This is a genomic window from Microbacterium sp. MF43, from assembly GCF_012847295.1.
Classification (GTDB): domain Bacteria; phylum Actinomycetota; class Actinomycetes; order Actinomycetales; family Microbacteriaceae; genus Microbacterium.
The window spans coordinates 558,831-575,369 of record NZ_JABBDY010000002.1 but is presented as its reverse complement, the minus strand read 5'-3'; the positions used below and the strand labels follow the sequence as shown (position 1 = coordinate 575,369).

17 protein-coding genes are annotated in these 16,539 nt (G+C 70.0%); 11 read left to right on the top strand and 6 right to left on the bottom strand.

Annotation, left to right across the window (positions count from 1 at the left end; genetic code table 11):
- Nucleotides 1-18: 18 nt before the first annotated feature.
- The 7 genes from HF323_RS07060 to HF323_RS07030 all read left to right on the top strand — a co-directional run bounded on the left by HF323_RS07060 (nt 19) and on the right by HF323_RS07030 (nt 7,294).
- Entirely contained in the window at nt 19-567 is a 549-nt protein-coding gene (locus HF323_RS07060; protein ID WP_169581854.1) for a YgaC family protein, read from the top strand.
- 28 nt (nt 568-595) lie between these two features.
- Nucleotides 596-1,339: a demethylmenaquinone methyltransferase gene (locus HF323_RS07055; RefSeq protein WP_169581853.1), complete on the top strand. Its 744-nt coding sequence runs from the start codon at nt 596-598 to the stop codon at nt 1,337-1,339.
- Between the two features lie 43 nt (nt 1,340-1,382).
- Nucleotides 1,383-2,438 (top strand): polyprenyl synthetase family protein, encoded by a 1,056-nt coding sequence (locus HF323_RS07050; protein WP_169581852.1) that lies wholly within the window; start codon nt 1,383-1,385, stop codon nt 2,436-2,438.
- Nucleotides 2,439-2,489: 51 nt separating this feature from the next.
- Complete coding sequence (locus HF323_RS07045) at nt 2,490-3,860, top strand: FAD-dependent oxidoreductase (RefSeq protein WP_169581851.1); 1,371 nt, start codon at nt 2,490-2,492, stop codon at nt 3,858-3,860.
- A gap of 40 nt (nt 3,861-3,900) precedes the next feature.
- Entirely contained in the window at nt 3,901-4,917 is a 1,017-nt protein-coding gene (locus tag HF323_RS07040; RefSeq protein ID WP_169581850.1) for an alpha/beta hydrolase, read from the top strand.
- Between the two features lie 141 nt (nt 4,918-5,058).
- Nucleotides 5,059-6,405, top strand: a complete 1,347-nt coding sequence (locus tag HF323_RS07035) for a serine/threonine-protein kinase (RefSeq protein WP_169581849.1) — start codon at nt 5,059-5,061, stop codon at nt 6,403-6,405.
- 355 nt (nt 6,406-6,760) lie between these two features.
- Complete coding sequence (locus tag HF323_RS07030; protein WP_223169216.1) at nt 6,761-7,294, top strand: ABC transporter substrate-binding protein; 534 nt, start codon at nt 6,761-6,763, stop codon at nt 7,292-7,294.
- Between the two features lie 74 nt (nt 7,295-7,368).
- Here HF323_RS07030 and HF323_RS07025 read toward each other — a convergent pair whose 3' ends face one another.
- Nucleotides 7,369-7,770: a DUF6855 family protein gene (locus tag HF323_RS07025; protein WP_169581848.1), complete on the bottom strand. Its 402-nt coding sequence runs from the start codon at nt 7,768-7,770 to the stop codon at nt 7,369-7,371.
- Between the two features lie 87 nt (nt 7,771-7,857).
- On the opposite strand from HF323_RS07025, the gene HF323_RS07020 reads away from it, so the two are divergent.
- The 4 genes from HF323_RS07020 to HF323_RS07005 all read left to right on the top strand — a co-directional run bounded on the left by HF323_RS07020 (nt 7,858) and on the right by HF323_RS07005 (nt 11,027).
- Nucleotides 7,858-8,580: a histidine phosphatase family protein gene (locus HF323_RS07020; protein ID WP_169581847.1), complete on the top strand. Its 723-nt coding sequence runs from the start codon at nt 7,858-7,860 to the stop codon at nt 8,578-8,580.
- A complete protein-coding gene (locus HF323_RS07015) occupies nt 8,564-9,409 on the top strand; it encodes an ADP/ATP-dependent (S)-NAD(P)H-hydrate dehydratase (RefSeq protein WP_169581846.1) in 846 nt (281 codons plus the stop codon). The genes HF323_RS07020 and HF323_RS07015 overlap by 17 nt, the downstream gene beginning before the upstream one ends.
- 222 nt (nt 9,410-9,631) lie before the next feature.
- Nucleotides 9,632-9,997, top strand: a complete 366-nt coding sequence (locus tag HF323_RS07010; RefSeq protein ID WP_169581845.1) for a hypothetical protein — start codon at nt 9,632-9,634, stop codon at nt 9,995-9,997.
- Nucleotides 9,998-10,019: 22 nt separating this feature from the next.
- Nucleotides 10,020-11,027 carry a zinc-dependent alcohol dehydrogenase family protein gene (locus HF323_RS07005; RefSeq protein ID WP_169581844.1) on the top strand — a complete coding sequence of 336 codons (1,008 nt, stop codon included), beginning with the start codon at nt 10,020-10,022 and terminating at the stop codon, nt 11,025-11,027.
- A 68-nt stretch (nt 11,028-11,095) separates the two neighbouring features.
- Here the strand turns inward: HF323_RS07005 and HF323_RS07000 are convergent, their stop codons facing one another.
- Genes HF323_RS07000 through acsA form a run of 5 tightly spaced genes read right to left on the bottom strand, consistent with a single transcriptional unit; the run spans nt 11,096 to nt 16,511 of the window.
- On the bottom strand, nt 11,096-11,338 hold the full coding sequence (locus HF323_RS07000) for a phosphopantetheine-binding protein (protein ID WP_169581843.1): 243 nt from the start codon (nt 11,336-11,338) through the stop codon (nt 11,096-11,098).
- On the bottom strand, nt 11,335-12,732 hold the full coding sequence (locus tag HF323_RS06995; protein ID WP_317451021.1) for a 2-oxo acid dehydrogenase subunit E2: 1,398 nt from the start codon (nt 12,730-12,732) through the stop codon (nt 11,335-11,337). The genes HF323_RS07000 and HF323_RS06995 overlap by 4 nt, the downstream gene beginning before the upstream one ends.
- Nucleotides 12,733-12,739: 7 nt before the next feature.
- Nucleotides 12,740-13,717 carry a pyruvate dehydrogenase complex E1 component subunit beta gene (locus HF323_RS06990; RefSeq protein WP_169581841.1) on the bottom strand — a complete coding sequence of 326 codons (978 nt, stop codon included), beginning with the start codon at nt 13,715-13,717 and terminating at the stop codon, nt 12,740-12,742.
- On the bottom strand, nt 13,714-14,718 hold the full coding sequence (gene pdhA / locus HF323_RS06985; protein ID WP_169581840.1) for a pyruvate dehydrogenase (acetyl-transferring) E1 component subunit alpha: 1,005 nt from the start codon (nt 14,716-14,718) through the stop codon (nt 13,714-13,716). Before pdhA ends, HF323_RS06990 begins: the two co-directional genes overlap by 4 nt.
- Nucleotides 14,715-16,511 carry an acetate--CoA ligase gene (acsA, locus tag HF323_RS06980; protein WP_169581839.1) on the bottom strand — a complete coding sequence of 599 codons (1,797 nt, stop codon included), beginning with the start codon at nt 16,509-16,511 and terminating at the stop codon, nt 14,715-14,717. Before acsA ends, pdhA begins: the two co-directional genes overlap by 4 nt.
- Nucleotides 16,512-16,539 lie beyond the last annotated feature (28 nt).

The following is a 16,539-nucleotide window of genomic DNA, read 5'->3' as shown; positions in this document are numbered from 1 at the left end:
CAAGCCTAGACTCGCGGGGTGACCGACAGCGCCGTCCCCGAACGCCCTCAGCCGGGCACCCGGCTGCTCTTCCACTGGCGCAAATGGGACGGCTCACCGCACTGGATCCACGAGTGCGTCTACCTCGGCAGCGACGACTGGGGCGACTGGTTCGGGCAGCTCCCCGGGTGGGACAGCTCGCGCCCCGGTCGCACGTTCCTGCCGCAGCACCCGAATGTCACCCTCGTCCCGCCCACCGGCGACTGGGTCTTCACCCGCAACGCGGCACCCCACCGCACCCGCACCTACATCGACCTCTCGTGGGACGTGGGGTGGCTGGACGGCGAGCCGGCGGGCATCGACATGGATCTCGACGTCGTCGACCGTGAAGACGCGGGTGTCTACATCGACGACCGCGACGAGTGGGACGAGCACCGCGTCGCGTACGCCTATCCGCACGACGTCGTGGAACGGCTGGAGGCGCTCGCCGTCGACCTCGAGCGCCGGGTCGTCGCGGGGGAGGCGCCGTTCGACGACGCCACGCCCGCGGCGTGGTTCGAGCGCCTCGGTGCGCTCGGCCTCAGCTGAGGCTCGCCGCGCCGCCTAGACTCGACGCGTGGCAACCGACCCCTCCGACCACGGGCACAACCGCGCCGACCTGCACAAGGACCCGTCGCGTGTGAGCGGCATGTTCGACCAGGTGGCGCCGGCCTACGACCGCACGAACACCGTGCTGAGCATGGGCAACGACCGCTTCTGGCGTGCGGCGACGACGCGAGCCGTGGCACCTCGCAGAGGGCAGCGCATCCTCGACCTCGCGGCGGGGACGGGCGCATCGAGCGTTGCTCTCGCGCGCAGCGGCGCGACCGTCGTGGCGGCCGACTTCTCGCCCGGCATGATCGCCGAGGGCAAGCGCCGGCACGGCGGTATCGCGAACCTGTCCTTCGTGCAGGCGGACGCGACCGATCTGCCCTTCGCCGACGGCGAGTTCGACGCCGTCACGATGTCGTTCGGGCTGCGCAACGTCAACGATCCGAAGAAGGCGCTCGCCGAGCTGCTCCGCGTGACGCGTCCGGGCGGACGCCTCGTCATCTGCGAGTTCTCCCACCCCCCGTCGCCCGCCTTCAACGGTCTCTACCGCTTCTACAACGACCGTGTGCTCCCGGTCGTCGCGAAGGCGATCAGCTCGAACGCCGACGCCTACGACTACTTGAACGAGTCGATCCGCGACTGGCCCGACCAGCGCACGCTGTCGGCGTGGATCCGCGAGGCGGGGTGGGCCGACGTCGCCCACCGCAACCTCTCGCTGGGAATCGTCGCGCTCCACCGCGCGACGAAGCCGCCCGCATCCGGTCGTTGAGCGAGCGAACCGAGACGAAACGCAGCCCCGGTAGGCTGGGAGCGTGACTCCCTCAGCGCCGGGCTCGCATATTGCGGGCAAGCTGGGCCTCACCGACCGCATCTTCGCCGGACCCCGGTCCCGCAAGCTCCTCTCGGCGGTCGAGGCGGGCCTGCAGCGGGTCGACGCCGCCCTCGAGCGCGAGCTGCGTGTCACCGACGCCCTCGCCGACGCGACCAGCCGTTACCTGTTCGACGCGGGGGGCAAGCGCATCAGGCCGGTGCTCGCCCTGCTGACCGCCCAGCTCGGCGACGGCGCCACCGAAGAAGTGATCGACGGGGCCACCGCCCTCGAGATGACGCACCTCGGCTCGCTCTATCACGACGACGTCATGGACGCCGCCGACAAGCGCCGTGGCGTGCCGAGCGCTCACGCGGTGTGGGGCAACAGCGTCGCGATCCTCACCGGTGACCTCCTGTTCTCGCGTGCGAGTCAGATCATGGCCCGCTACGGCGACCGCGCGATCCGCCTGCAGGCCGACACCTTCGAGCGCCTCGTCCTGGGGCAGATGCACGAGACCGTCGGACCTCAGGAGGGCGACGACCGTGTCGCGTTCTACCTGCAGGTGCTCTCCGACAAGACGGGCTCGCTCATCGCGGCGGCCGCGCAGGCGGGCGTGATCTTCTCCAACGGCCCCGAGGAGTTCGAGGCGGCCATGGTCACCTTCGGCGAGAAGGCCGGCGTGGCCTTCCAGCTCCTCGACGACGTCATCGACCTGTCCGCCGACCCCGACGAAACCGGCAAGGTGCCGGGCACCGACCTTCGCGCCGGTGTGCCGACGATGCCGTATCTCGTGCTGTCGCAGCGGACGGATGCCTCGGCCCGCGCCCTGCGCGATCGCATCGACGCGGGCGTCGAGAGCATCGCCGACGGCGCCGACCCCGCCGTCCTCGACGATGCGCTCGCCGAACTGCGGGAGCACGAGGCGACGCAGGCGACCCTCGACCTCGCCCACGCCTGGTCCAGCGAGGCCGTGGACGCCCTCGCCCCGCTGCCCGACGGCCCGGTGCGCGAGGCGCTCACGCGCTTCGCCCAGGCCGTCGCCGACCGCTCCAGCTGAGGGCGCGCCGGGCGCGGCATCCGTTCTTCCCGCCTTCCCGAAAGGACCACCATGACCAAGCTCCGACTCGCCATCGTCGGCGCGGGCCCGGCCGGAATCTACGCGGCCGACATCCTCCTCAAGGCCGAGCGCAAGTTCGACGTGTCGATCGATCTCTTCGAGCAGCTGCCGGCGCCATACGGCCTCGTCCGCTACGGCGTCGCCCCCGACCACCCGCGGATCAAGGGGATCATCACGGCGCTGCGCGAGGTGCTCGACCGCGGTGACATCCGTCTCTTCGGCAACGTGCGGTACGGGCAGGACATCACTCTCGAAGACCTCAAGCGCCACTACAACGCGGTGATCTTCGCGACGGGCGCGGTTCGCGATGCGAGTCTCGACATCCCCGGGATGGACGCCGTCGGGTCGTACGGGGCGGCTGATTTCGTCAGCTGGTTCGACGGCCACCCCGATGTGCCGCGCGAGTGGCCGCTCGGGGCCGAATCGGTCGCCGTCATCGGCAACGGGAACGTCGCGCTCGACGTCGCCCGCATGCTCGCCAAGCACGCCGAGGACCTCCTGCCGACGGAGATCCCCGACAACGTGCACGCGGGCCTCGCCGCGTCGAAGGTGACCGACGTGCACGTGTTCGGCCGGCGCGGCCCGGCGCAGGTGAAGTTCACGCCCCTCGAGCTGCGCGAACTCGGCGAACTGCGCGACGTCGACATGGTGGTCTACGACGAGGACTTCGACTACGACGAGGCGTCCAAGGCGGCGATCGCGAGCAACAAGCAGGTCCTGGTGATCGACCGCGTGCTGCAGTCGTGGCGTCAGCGCCCGTCCGTCAACAACGCCGGCGGAACGGCCTCGCGCCGGCTTCACCTTCACTTCTACGCCAAGCCGCTCGAGGTCGTGAAGGACGACGAGGGGCGAGTCGCCGCGTTCCGGTACGAGCGCACCCGCCCCGACGGCGAGGGCGGCGTCGTCGGCACGGGGGAGATCCGCGAAGTGCCGATCCAGGCCCTCTACCGCGCGGTCGGCTACTTCGGCTCGCCGCTGCCCGGTGTGCCCTTCGACAAGCGGCACGGCGTCATCCCGAATCACGAGGGCCAGGCGCTGCACAAGGATTCCAACGAGCGTGTGCCGGGGGTGTACGCGACTGGTTGGATCAAGCGAGGACCGGTCGGCCTGATCGGGCACACGAAATCCGACGCGATGGAGACCATCCGCCACGTCATCAACGACCAGGGCTCATGGTGGAACCCCGAGGACCCGTCCGAGGACGCGATTCCGGCTCTGCTCGCCTCGCGCGGCATCATCTGGACCGACCTCGACGGCTGGCACCGTCTCGACTCGCACGAGATCGGCCTCGGTGCGCCGCACGGCCGTGCCCGCATCAAGGTGGTCCCGCGCGACGAGATGGTCTCGATCTCCCGCGACTGACGAGGGCCGGCGCCGGGGCGGCCTTCGCTAGGCTCGGCGCATGGCCGGGGACTGGAAACCCGATGTGCTCGGGGAGCCGTTCGAGCAGCTGACGCTCGACCTCGGCGTCGAGGACGACACCGGACCGCTCGTGGCGACGCTGGTGCGCAGCATCCCGAATCCCGTCACGTCGTGGGCGAAGCCGCTGCGCGACGTCGACGTGCTTTATGTGCACGGCTGGTCGGACTTCTTCTTCCAGGTCGAGCTCGCCCGGTTCTGGAACGGCCTCGGCGCGCGCTTCCACGCACTCGACCTGCGGCGGTACGGGCGCAGCCTCCGGGCGGGCCAGGTTCCCGGCTTCATCGACTCGCTCGACGAGTACGACGCCGACATCGAGGCCGCCCTCACGGCGATGGGGCATGGGGCGGATGCCCCGCCCTCCCGCCGTCTCGTCCTGCTCGGCCACTCGACGGGAGGCCTCGTCCTCACGCTGTGGGCCGACCGGCATCGGGGCCGCGCGTCGGCGCTCGTCCTGAACAGCCCTTGGCTGGAACTGCAGCTCGGCGCGATCGCGCGCCAAGCCATCGCGCCGCTCGTGAACGCGCGGGCACGGCTCGACCCGCGGGGCACGCAGCCCGCGGTCGATCTCGGGTTCTACACCCGCGCGCAGGCCGAGGTCGGTGCGCTCCCGCTACCGATCGACGAGCCGGACTGGCGGCCGGAGCGCGGGTTCGCCACCCGCCCCGCGTGGCTGGCGGCGATCCTGGACGGTCACCGCCGCGTCGCGAGCCGCGTCGACGTCGGCTGTCCGGCCCTGGTCCTGCTGTCGGCCAGATCGACGCCGCCGATCGCGTGGGACGAGGAGATGACGTCGTCCGACTCGGTGCTGGTCGTGGACGAGATCGCGCGCAGCGCCACCCGCATCGGCGCCCTCGTCACGGTGGGCCGCATCGACGGCGCGATCCACGACGTCTTCCTCTCGCGTCCGAAGCCTCGGGCGGCGGTATACGCCGTCTTGGAACGATGGATGACCGGATGCCTCGTGCCGAGGCATCCGTCGTCACCCCACCCTTGGTGAGGGGACGGCCGATCCGGTGCGGTGCCGGATCGCTGATGCTCGGTCTGGCGCTGATGCTTCAGCGGTGTGCCCCATCCGACGTCGGCGGGTAGTTTCGTAGGAGTCGCCGCGCTCGCCCGACCGCGTCGACGGGAGGATCCGATGACAGCCGAGGATGTCGACGAGACGACGCCATTGCTCGACGGCCGATATCGGCTCCGGGACTGCGTCGGAGAAGGCGGCATGGCGCGGGTCTACCGTGCCGACGACATCATGCTGGGGCGCACGGTCGCCATCAAGCTCATTCGCCCGGGAGTCGAGGGCGGGTCCACCGACCGCGCTCGCAGCGAGATGACGGTGCTCGCCTCGCTCAACCATCCGTCGCTCGTCACCCTCTATGACGCCCGTCTCGTGCCCGGCCAGCCCGAGTACCTGGCGATGGAGTTCGTCGACGGGCCGACGCTCGGTGCGCGCCTCTCGTCGGGCGCGCTGCCTCCCGAGTTCGTCGCGCATCTGGCAGCCGAGTTGGCGGAGGCGCTGCACGTCGTGCACAAGGCCGGCATCGTGCATCGCGACATCAAGCCTTCGAACGTGCTCCTCAGCCCCGCGCAGCTGCCGGGCGCTCGCCCGCGCGCGAAGCTTGCCGATTTCGGGATCGCCTACCTCCTCGACACCTCTCGATTGACATCGCCCGGTCTGGTGATCGGCACCGTGGCCTATCTCTCACCCGAGCAGATCCGCGGTGGCGAGCCGGCCCCGGCATCCGACATCTACTCGCTGGGCCTCGTGCTGCTCGAGGCGCTCACGGGCGAGCGAGTCCACCCGCCCGGCACCGGCATCGCCGCGGCACTCGCGAGGCTGGAGAGTCCGCCTCGCATCCCGGCGTCGCTGGACCCGCGGTGGTCCGAGCTGCTGACGCGGATGCTCGACGTGGAGCCGACGCGGCGACCCGCGGCGGCCGAGGTCGCCGCGGCAGCCAAGCGCCTCACCGAGCGCGCACCCGCGGCGAGCGTTCCGATTCCGGCGACCGGGGTCACAGCCCCGCTCACCGCGCCGACGCTCGTCGCGCCCGCCCCCGGCATCGGCGCGACGTCAGCGGCGGCCGGCGCCGTGGCGCCGACCGCGATCTATCCGCAAGCGGTGCCCGTCGCGACCGCGCCGCGTGGCAGGAATCGTCGTCGGCGTCTGCTGGCGACCGTCGGAGGCGCGCTCGCCGCCGTTGCGGTGACCGTCGCCGCCATCGTCGGCGTCTCGGCCCTCAACGCCCAGCCGACGCCGGAGCCGGTGACGACGGTGCCCTCCGAGACCGACCCGTCTCAGGCGCCACCTGCGGAGGAGGACACGGGCACCGACGTCGTCGACGACCCGGGCCTGACCGAGGAGGAGCGCAAGGCCGCGGAGAGGGCTCAGAAGAAGGCCGAGGAAGAAGCCAAGAAGCTCGAGGAGGAGCGGCGCAAGCAGGCCGAGGAAGAGCAGAAGAAGCGCGAAGAGCAGCAGGAGGATGACTGAGGCCAGCCCCGCCCCAGCCCCACCTGCCGAAGCGCTGTCGTTTCCTGCTCGCGCTGCAGTCTTTTCCGACCGCGCGTGCAGGATCCGACCGCGCGAACCCGTTTCTTCCGCGCGTGCCGGGAACGGTCGCGCGCTGGAAACAACGTCGCGCGCAGAAGCATCTGCGCCGGCAGCAGGAAACAGCGCGGCTCCTGATGGCAGTGGCTGCGGATGGTAACCCGGCGGCTCCGTTCGCGTAACCCCATGTGCGTGTCGGAAGCCGATACGTAACGTGGCCGGTCGATCGTCTCGTTCCTCGAGCGATCGCCTCGTGTCCCGTTGGGGGAGGCGGGGCCAAGGAAAGGAAGTGCAAGTCATGATGCGCAGAAGCAAGATCGCTGGCGCCGGAGTCGCCCTCGCCCTTTCTGCTGTTCTCGGCGTGATGCCGGCGATGGCCGCCAACGCAGCACCGCCGAGTGCCGCGGCTTCATCCGTCGCCCAGAAGGTGGCCGCTCCGGAGGTGCTGGATGTCACGGGCACGGGGTTCGTGGGTCAGATCAGTGACCTCACGGCGCGTGCCGTCGACGGCGGCATCGAGCTCACCGGTGTGATCGAAGGTGTCCTGAATGGTCAGAACATCGCCGCAACGCCGTTCACCACCGTCGTCCAGGACCTCGCCGTCTCGGACGCGTGCACCATCCTCGATCTCGATCTCGGGCCCCTGCATCTCGACCTGCTCGGCCTCGTGGTCGATCTGAACGAGGTCCAGCTCGACATCACCGCTGTGCCGGGTGCCGGCAACCTCCTCGGCAACCTGCTGTGCGCTGTTGCCGGACTCCTCGACGGCGACGGCCCGCTGACGGGTATCGCCGCGCTGCTCAACCGCCTGCTCACGGGTCTGGGCCTGTAAGCGGCGCAGAGCACCACTTCGACGCAACGAGAAGGGGCGCAGCCGTCAGGCGGCGCCCCTTCTTGGCGTCGCGATCAGGGGCGAGCCTTCGCACGCACCCGATTGTTGCGCGGATTGTGCTCCAGCTCCGCCAGGCCCAGCTCTTCGAGGAGCGGCGGGAGATACATCCCGAACCGGCCCCGATATCCCTTGCGCGTCCCGTACCAGCCGCCGACCGGATTGGACTCGGAGCGGCCCCACGCCTCCACTGTCCCGTCCGCTGCGGGTTTCTGCTCATCTGCCGCACCGAGCGGAACCCAATCGCCCTGCTCCATCAACCATGCATGCAGGTCGTCGATGGCCGACGCGTGGTAGGTCAGCCTGGTCGACCCCACCTGGCACACCAGAACATCACCGTCCCGATGCATCGTGTACTCAGACGTGCCCGGGGCGGTCCTCAGCACCCACGGGTCGGCTGCCGTGCCGCTTCCGCTCATGGACATAAGAAACCACAGGTCAAGGGCGATCGCTACCGCCTTGTCAACCCGTGTCAGCGACGATCGCCGGCTGCGTAGCCTGACGACATGACGGCGACGCATCTCTGGCTCGTACGACACGGGGAGAGCATCGGCAACGTCGCCGCGACGCGCGCGGAGCGCGAGGGGCTGGACGTCATCCCCCTCGACATCCGTGACGCCGACGTTCCGCTCTCCGACGTCGGCCGCGAGCAGGCCTCCGCGCTTGCCGAGTGGCTGGCCGCCAACAGCGACGCGATCACCGCGTTCTATTCGTCGCCCTACCGCCGCGCGAGGCAGACGCTGAGCATCGCACTCGACGGCCAAGCCGACGGCGTCGTGATCGTGGATGAGCGCCTGCGCGACCGCGAGCTGGGCATCCTGGATCTCCTGACCCGCACCGGAGTGGCACGGCGGCATCCCGAGGAGGCCGAGCGGCGGCGGCACCTCGGCAAGTACTACCACCGCCCACCCGGCGGCGAGTCGTGGGCGGACGTCGCGCTGCGCCTGCGCTCGTTCCTCGCAGACCTCGCGGCGACCGATCACGCCAATACCCTGATCGTCGCCCATGACGCCGTGGTGATGCTGATCGTCGCGCTCCTGCTGCCTCTGGATGAGCCCGCGCTCCTCGAGTTCGCGGCATCCCACACCGTTCTCAACGCCTCGGTCACGCACCTCGTCCGTACTCGGGAGGGGTGGTCGCTGGAGCAGTTCTCCGATGTCTCGCACCTCTCGGCCGAGGGTGCGCCCGTCACCGTTCACCCCGGGAGTCCCGATGTCGAGCCCGAGTGAGCAGGTGACCAGCGAGCTGCTGCGCTCGTGGGGGCTGCCCGACCCGGGTGAATCCAAGAAATCGCGCGGGCAGATCGTCGTGGTGGGCGGATCCCGCCGCACGCCCGGGGCCGTCACGCTGGCGGGCGAGGCGGCGCTCCGCGTGGGTGCGGGGCGCCTCGGGCTGCTGGTACCCGCGTCGATCGAGGCGCAGCTCGGTGTCGTCATCCCGGAAGCGGCCGTGCTGGCGTTGCCCGAAGACTCAGGCGACCCCCTTCCGCCGTCGGTCGGCGAGGACGTGAAGGCAGCCGATGCGGTGCTCGTCGGACCGGGATTCGACAACCCCGGGGAGACCAGGGCAACGGTGCTTGCAGTCGCCGCGTGGGACCCGGCCTGCCTCGTTCTCGACGCTTTCGGCCTCCGTGTGCTGCCCGACATCGACCGTGACAGGCTCCCGGACCGGCTGATCCTCAATCCGAACCGCGAGGAGGCCGCGATTCTTCTCGGACGCGAACTGGATCCGGATGACCCGACCGCCGGTCTCCGCGAGATCTCGCAGCGCTACCACGCGGTCGTGAACTGCTACGGCGACGTGGCCGATCCGGACGGGGCGCGCTTCTCGATCGCCGACGGTGGAGCGGGCTTGGGCACGTCGGGCAGCGGCGACGTTCTGGCGGGTGCGATCACGGGCTTCGCTGCCCGTGGCGTCGAGCCCGCCCGCGCGGCCGTATGGGGCAGCTGGGTGCACGCGCGGGCCGGCGATCGGCTGACCGGGCGGATGGGCATCGGGTTCCTCGCTCGAGAACTCGCGGCCGAGCTCACACCCGCGCTGGCCGAGGTGGCGGGGTGAGGTCAGGACGAATGCGACGTGGCGTTCCTCCGGGCTCGGGAGCGAGCTGACGCGCCGCCCTCGGCGATCGTCGGACCGGCGCGGCGGTCGACACCAGAGGGCGACCACCGGCGAGGCGCCCGGGGGACCAAGGTCCTCGGTCCCTCACCACCGCGAGCGAGACACTGTGATCTCGGGCAGCCGGTGCGTGTGCGCTAGGCCTGGACGGAGGCGGAGGTCCTCATGAGTGCGCAAACGGGGCGAGTAGGGGCTGGAGGTGCGAAGCGCGCGTGGTCCTGGGCGTGGTGGTCGCTGATTCTCTACCCCTTCTCCATCGTGATCGCGTTCATCGCGGGCGAAGGCGTGCCCGCCTCTGTGGGATACAGCGACGGCGTCGCCGCCGTGCCGTGGTGGATCGCCGCAATCGCCCTCGTCGTTGCCACCGCGGTTCTTGCGATGCCGCTTCTGCTCACGGCTCACTTCAGTCGAAAGGCAGCCGCCCTGGGGCAGCCCGGGGCCTGGGTGCCCTTGATCATCGGCGGGCTGGTCGTGGCTGGCTTCATTCTCATGAACCTGGTGAGCGGCGCCCTCGTGGCGGTCTTCGGATGAGCGCGCAGACGGAGGCGCGGATATGAGGGCAGCCCAGATGAGCGCCTGGGTGACGCGGGGAACGGGGGATCTCGAACGCGTGACGATACCCCGCCCGGCGGCGGTCGCTCGAGGGGTCGTGATCCGCGTGATCGCGTGCGGCGTGTGCCGTACCGACCTGCACGTCATCGACGGGGACCTGGCGCGTCACCACGAGACGGTGGTGCCCGGACATCAGATCGTCGGCGAGGTCGTCGAGGCAGGAACGGGGTCTGAGAGATTCCGCCTCGGCGACCGAATCGGGGTTGCGTGGCTCGGGAGCACGTGCGGGAGCTGCCCGTGGTGCGTGGGCGGGCGGGAGAATCTGTGCGCGGCACCGACGTTCACGGGCTGGGACCATGATGGCGGCTTCGCCGAGTTCGCGTTCGTCGACGAGCGCTTCGCCTACCCGCTGCCGAAGGCGCTGGACCCGGTGGAAACCGCGCCCCTCCTGTGTGCCGGAATCATCGGCTACCGGGCGCTCTGCCGAGCGCATCTTCCGGGCGGGGGAGTCCTCGGGCTGTACGGCTTCGGCTCGAGCGCTCACCTCACCGCCCAGATCGCCGGCGCCGCGGGCGCGACAGTGCACGTCATGACGCGCGGAGAGCAGAACCGCGCGCTCGCCCGCGCGTCCGGGATCGGCTTCGTGGGCGAGGAGGCCCAGCAGCCCCCCGAGCCGCTCGACTCGGCGATCGTCTTCGCCCCCGCCGGGGAGCTCGTGCCCGTCGCGCTGAGGGCGACCAAGCCCGGAGGAACCGTGGTCCTCGCCGGAATCCACATGTCGGACATCCCCGCGATGAGTTATGGCCCGCACCTCTTCCAGGAGCGTGATCTGCGCACCGTCACCGCGAACACCCGAGCCGACGGCGAAGAATTCCTGCGCCTGGCAGCGAACCTGGGTCTGCATGCGACGATCACCCGCTACGCCGATCGTGAGACCGACCGGGCTCTCGCCGACCTCCGCGACGGACGCGCTGCGGGATCGCTCGTGATCGACCGCGGGACCTCGTGAGGGAGGGGACCGGAATCCACGGTCCCGCGTCGGCGTCAGGGTCGACATCGACGCGATCCTCGTGCCGCTCACCCCCGCGCGGCGATGTAGTCGACCACCGCCTGGACGGTCGTGAGCGAAGGGTAGTCCTCCTCGGGTGCCTCGACTCCGGTCCGGTTCGCGAGCAGCTGCACCAGCCGCAGGAAGTCCAGGGAGTCGAGCTCGAGATCCTGGCGCAGCCGCGAGCGCGGATCGAGGTCGGATGCCTCGACATCGGGTGCCACCTCACCGATCGCGGCAAGCACAGCATTGCGGGCATCCTGCTCGTTCACAATTCCTCCGGATTCTGCAGCCGCTCTTCGATGAGGGTCAGCATGCGGATGCCGGCCAGTCCGTCGCTGACCCGATGATCGGCCGAAAGCGTCGCGCTCACCATGGGACGGATGCCGATGCACCCGTCGCGCGCGACGACGGCCTCCCGGACGGCACCGAACCCCACGAGGGCGACCTGTGGTGGATAGATCACACCGAAGATCGTGTCGACGCCGAGGTCTCCCAGGTTCGTGACGGTGATCGTCGGCTCGGTCATCTCAGCGCGCTGGAGGCGCCCCGCCCGCGAACGGGCGACCAGGTCACGCAGCGTGCGCATCAACTCATCGACGGTGAGTGAATCCGCGTCGAGAATGGCCGGCGCGATCAGGCCTCCCCCGCGAAGGGCGACTGCCACCCCGAGGTGCACTCGCTCACTCGGCTCGAAGGCGCCCTCGCGGTAGAAGCCGTTCATACCGGGTGCCGCCTTGGCCGCCTTCGCCGCCGCGGCCAGAAGGAGCACGGAAGGGACCAGACGCTCGGCGATCGGACGCTGCGCGTTCACCCGTCGCATCCACTCCATCGACGGGCCCAGATCGATGGCGGCACTGAGGTAGTAGTGCGGAATCTCCTGCTTCGAACGAGCCATCAGCGCGCCGACCGCGCGGCGCAGCTTGGCGGAGCGCGCCGCGGGGCCCTCGGTCGCCTCGCCCGGTTCGCGTTCGGGCGGCGATTCGCCGACGCCCGGGGTCGTTCCTGTCGCTGATGGCCGGGCAGCGGACACTTCGCGGGTGAGGTCGGCGGCCGTCACAGCCGCGCCGGGACCCGTGCCATGGACGGCCGCGAGATCGAGGCCGCGTTCCGATGCCAGCCGACGGGCGCGGGGTGAGGAACGCACGCGAGGTGTCACCGAACGATCCGCCTGCGGAGCGAGGAGGGCCGGAGACGGGGCGGGTGCGGGAGGCGCGGCACCATGCGCTGCGGTCTCCACGTCCGCGCGGGTGATGGCTCCATGCTGACCCGTCCCGCGAACCTGGCCCAGCTCCACATGGAGTTCGTGGGCCAGGCGCCGCACCGGCGGTGCCACCCGAGGCGCCGCTCGAGAGGGCTGCGCTGGCTCGTGCCCACCCTCGCTCGACGGCTGCGTCCCGGATGGCGCCTGCGGGGTGTCCGGGCCGGGCCCGGTGATGTCCCCAGGGACCGGGTCGAAGAGGGCGATCGGGGTGCCGACGGGAACGGTCTCGCCGAGCGGCACGAGCAGCCGCGAGACGACGGCATCCTCGAACGCCTCGATCTCCATCACGGTCTTCTCGGTGTCGACCTCGGCCACGACGTCACCCCGGTGAACCCGGTCGCCGGGCTTGACGAGCCACTCCACGACCTTCGCCTCGGTCATGTCGGCTCCGAGGGACGGCATCCGGAACTCAGACATGCGCGCCGACCACTTCGCGTACCGCCGCGACCACGCGCTCGGCCGAGGGAAGCGCTGCCGCCTCCAGATGCTTGGCGTACGGCACCGGGACCTCGGCGCTGCACACTCGGGCGACCGGCGCGTCGAGGTCGTAGAAGGCCGACTCCATGACTCGCGCGCAGATCTCGGCGGCGAGGCTTCCGGTGCGCCAGCCCTCGTCGACGACGACCGCCCTGTGCGTCTTCGCAACGCTCGTCAGGATCGCGGCGTCATCGAGGGGACGCAGCGTGCGGAGATCGAGCACCTCGGAGTCGACCGATTCAGCCGCCAGCGCTTCCGCCGCATCGAGCGCGGTCGGCACCGTGCCGCCATACGCGATGATCGTCACGTCCGCGCCCGTGCGGCGGATCGCTGCGTGATCGATGTCGACCGCACCGGCGTCGTCGGCGAGGTCCGACGCGACGTTGTAGAGCGACCCGTGCTCGAAGATCAGCACCGGATCGGGGTCCTGCAGCGCCGTCCAGAGCATCCCGCGGGCGTCCTCGACGGTCGCGGGTGCGAGCACCCGCAGGCCGGGGATGTGCGCCATCCACCCCTCGAGACTGTGCGAGTGCTGCGCGGCGAGCTGACGGCCGCCGCCCGTCGTCATCCGGATGACCACGGGCACGTTGAACTGGCCTCCCGACATGTGGAGCAGGGTGGCGGCATTGTTCACGATCTGATCCAGTGCGAGGAGACTGAAATTGACGGTCATGATCTCGATGATCGGGCGCATGCCGCCGAGTGCCGCCCCGATGCCCGCGCCGACGAAGCCCGCCTCCGAGAGCGGCGTGTCACGGACGCGTGAAGGGCCGAACTCCTCGAGCAGACCGAGACTGACCGCGAATCCGCCGCCGTACCGTCCGACGTCCTCTCCCAGCAGGAAGACGCGATCGTCTCGCTGGAGCGCTTCACGGATCGCTGCTCGCATCGCTTCCCGGTAGGTCGTCATGTCGGCGCCACCCGATCGCTGTACACGAAACGCTCGAGCTGATCGACGGGCTCCAGGTGCCCTGCTTCGGCGAAAGCGATCGCTTCGCGCACCTCATCGTCGACGTCCTTCTGAAGCTTCGACCATGTGTCGTCCGGCAGCTCGTCGGCGGTCTCGAGGGCAGCCTTCAGTTGTGCGACGGGATCGCGTCCCATCCATTGCTCCACCTCGGCCTTGGATCGGTAGCGCTCCGGGTCGAACATGGAGTGCGCGCGGAACCGATAGGTGCGCAGTTCCAGGAAGTGGGGCCCGGAGCCGGCGCGGATGGCGTCGACCGCCCGACGAGCGGCGGACTCCACTTCGAGGACGTCCATACCGTCGACAGCCCACGCTGCCACCGCGTACCCCGCGGCCTTGAGCGCCAAGTCCGTCTGCGACTCGGAGCGGTCGAGGGCCGTCCCCATCGCGTAGAGGTTGTTCTCGCAGCAGAACAGCACGGGCAGGTCCCAGAGCGCAGCGAGGTTCATGCTCTCGTGGAACTCGCCTTCGGCGACGGCGCCCTCGCCGAAGAAGCAGACGGTGACCGCATCCCGCCCGCGCATCTTGTCGGCCAGTGCGAGACCCACCGCCAAGGGAAGGCCGCCGGCGACGATGGCGTTCCCGCCGAAGAATCGGGATTCCCGGTCGAACAGGTGCATCGATCCGCCTCGCCCACGGCAGCACCCCTCGACGCGGCCGAACATCTCGGCCATGATCGCTGTTGCCGGAATGCCGCGCAGCAGCGCGTGACCGTGTTCGCGGTACGTCGCCACGACGGAGTCATCCGGCCCCACGACCGACATGACTCCGGTGGCCACGGCCTCTTCGCCGATGTACACGTGCAGGAAGCCCCGGATCTTCGTCGCGCTGTAGAGCTCGACGCACGCCTCCTCGAAGCGCCGTACCCGCAGCATCTGCCGCAGCAGGTCCCGAGCGTGCTCGGGATCCTCCTCGATGGCGACCCTGGCGCGCTCGGTGATCATCGTGCAGCCTCGAGTGTCGATGTGTCGCCCTCGGGAAGGCCGAGCTCTCGCGCCTTCAGCAGGCGGCGAAGGATCTTCCCGCTGCGCGTCTTGGGGACCGAAGCGGTGAATTCCAGCTCGCGTGGCGCGACGGCGGCGCCCAGTCGCTTGCGGGCGAACCCGATCAATTCACGTTTGAGGTCGTCGGATGCCTCGAATCCGGGTTTGAGTTCGACGAACGCCTTCACGACTTCGCCGGCGACCTCGTCCGGCACCCCGATCACGCCGACCTCGGCGACCGCGCCATGCTCCATCAGGGAGCTCTCCACTTCGAACGGCCCGATCAAGTGGCCCGCGGACTTGATCACGTCGTCGGCGCGCCCGACGAACCAGAAGTAGCCGTCTTCGTCGCGCCGGGCGAGGTCGCCGGTGAGATACCAGCCGCCGGCAAAGCACCGGCGATAGCGGTCCTCCTCGCCGAGGTAGCCGCGGAACATCGACGGCCATCCCGGCCGGAGCGCGAGCTCGCCGACCGTATGGGCATCCTCGACGAGCTGAGCGCGCTCATCGCGAACGACGGGCGCACCCTCGGCGTCTCTGGCGACGATGGCTGCCTCGATCCCGGGGAGCGGGCGTCCCATGGATCCCGGCCGGACATCCATCGCGGGATAGTTCGCGATCATGATTCCGCCTGTCTCGGTCTGCCACCAGTTGTCGTGGATCGGGAGCCCGAAAGCCTCCTTGCCCCACACGACCACCTCGGGGTTGAGAGGCTCGCCCACGCTCGCGATGAAGCGAAGCGCCGAGAGGTCGTGCCTGCGGATGCCCTCGGTGCCGGCCTTCATGAGCATGCGCAGCGCGGTGGGCGCTGTGTACCAGACCGTCACCCGCTGTTCGGCGAGGATCCGGTACCAGCGGTCGGCCTGCAGTTCGTCCTCGTCGACGACCGCCGTCACTCCGTGCACGAGCGGAGCGATGATCCCGTACGACGTGCCCGTGACCCACCCCGGGTCCGCGGTGCACCAGTACACGTCGTCGCGATGGAGGTCGAGCGCGTATCGGCCCGTGGCAGAGTGCGCGGTGACGGCTTCATGGACGTGCACGGCCCCCTTGGGTCGCCCGGTGGTGCCGCTGGTGAAGTGGAGGAGCGCCATGTCCTCAGGTGATGTCGCGGCGATCGGACCGTATGCGGGTGCGCGTGCCATCAGTTCCCAAAGGTCGAGGGTGCCGGCCTCGGGTGCACCGTCCGCGTCGACCAGCAGGACGTGGCGCAGGTCAGGGAGGACATCGCGTTGCGGAGCGACCTTCTTCCTGTAGAGCGCCCTGGTCGTCACCAGGACGGTCCCGGACCCGAGGCGCAGGCGCTGCCCGACGGGTTCGGGCCCGAACGCGGCGAAGAGCGGGCAGAAGACCGAGCCGTTCTTCATCGTGCCGAGCGCGGCGGAGTAGAGCGCGGGCGTACGCCCGAGAAGCGAGAAGACCCGGTCGCCGTGCCTGACGTCCAGGTCCCGCAGGACGCTCGCGAAGCGGTCAGTCGTCTCTGCAAGGTCGGAGTAGGTCATTGCGTGCGTGGTGCCATCCGGGCGAATGAAGCGCAGGGCGTGGTGGCTGCGGCGGTCGCCTGCCGCGTGACGATCGACGGCCTCGTGCGCGATGTTGAGGTGGCCGCCCGGCAGTCCCGACAGCGTGCGGCGCTCCTCGTCCCAGCTGAAGGCGCGACGGGTCTCGTCGTAGTCCCGCAGATTCGGGATGACCCGGAGTGAGGCGGCGTCCTTGGTGATCGTCGGCCAGCGAGTCGGCGCTGAGGCGCTCATGGCGGGAGGCTACGTCGCGGGCCGACCG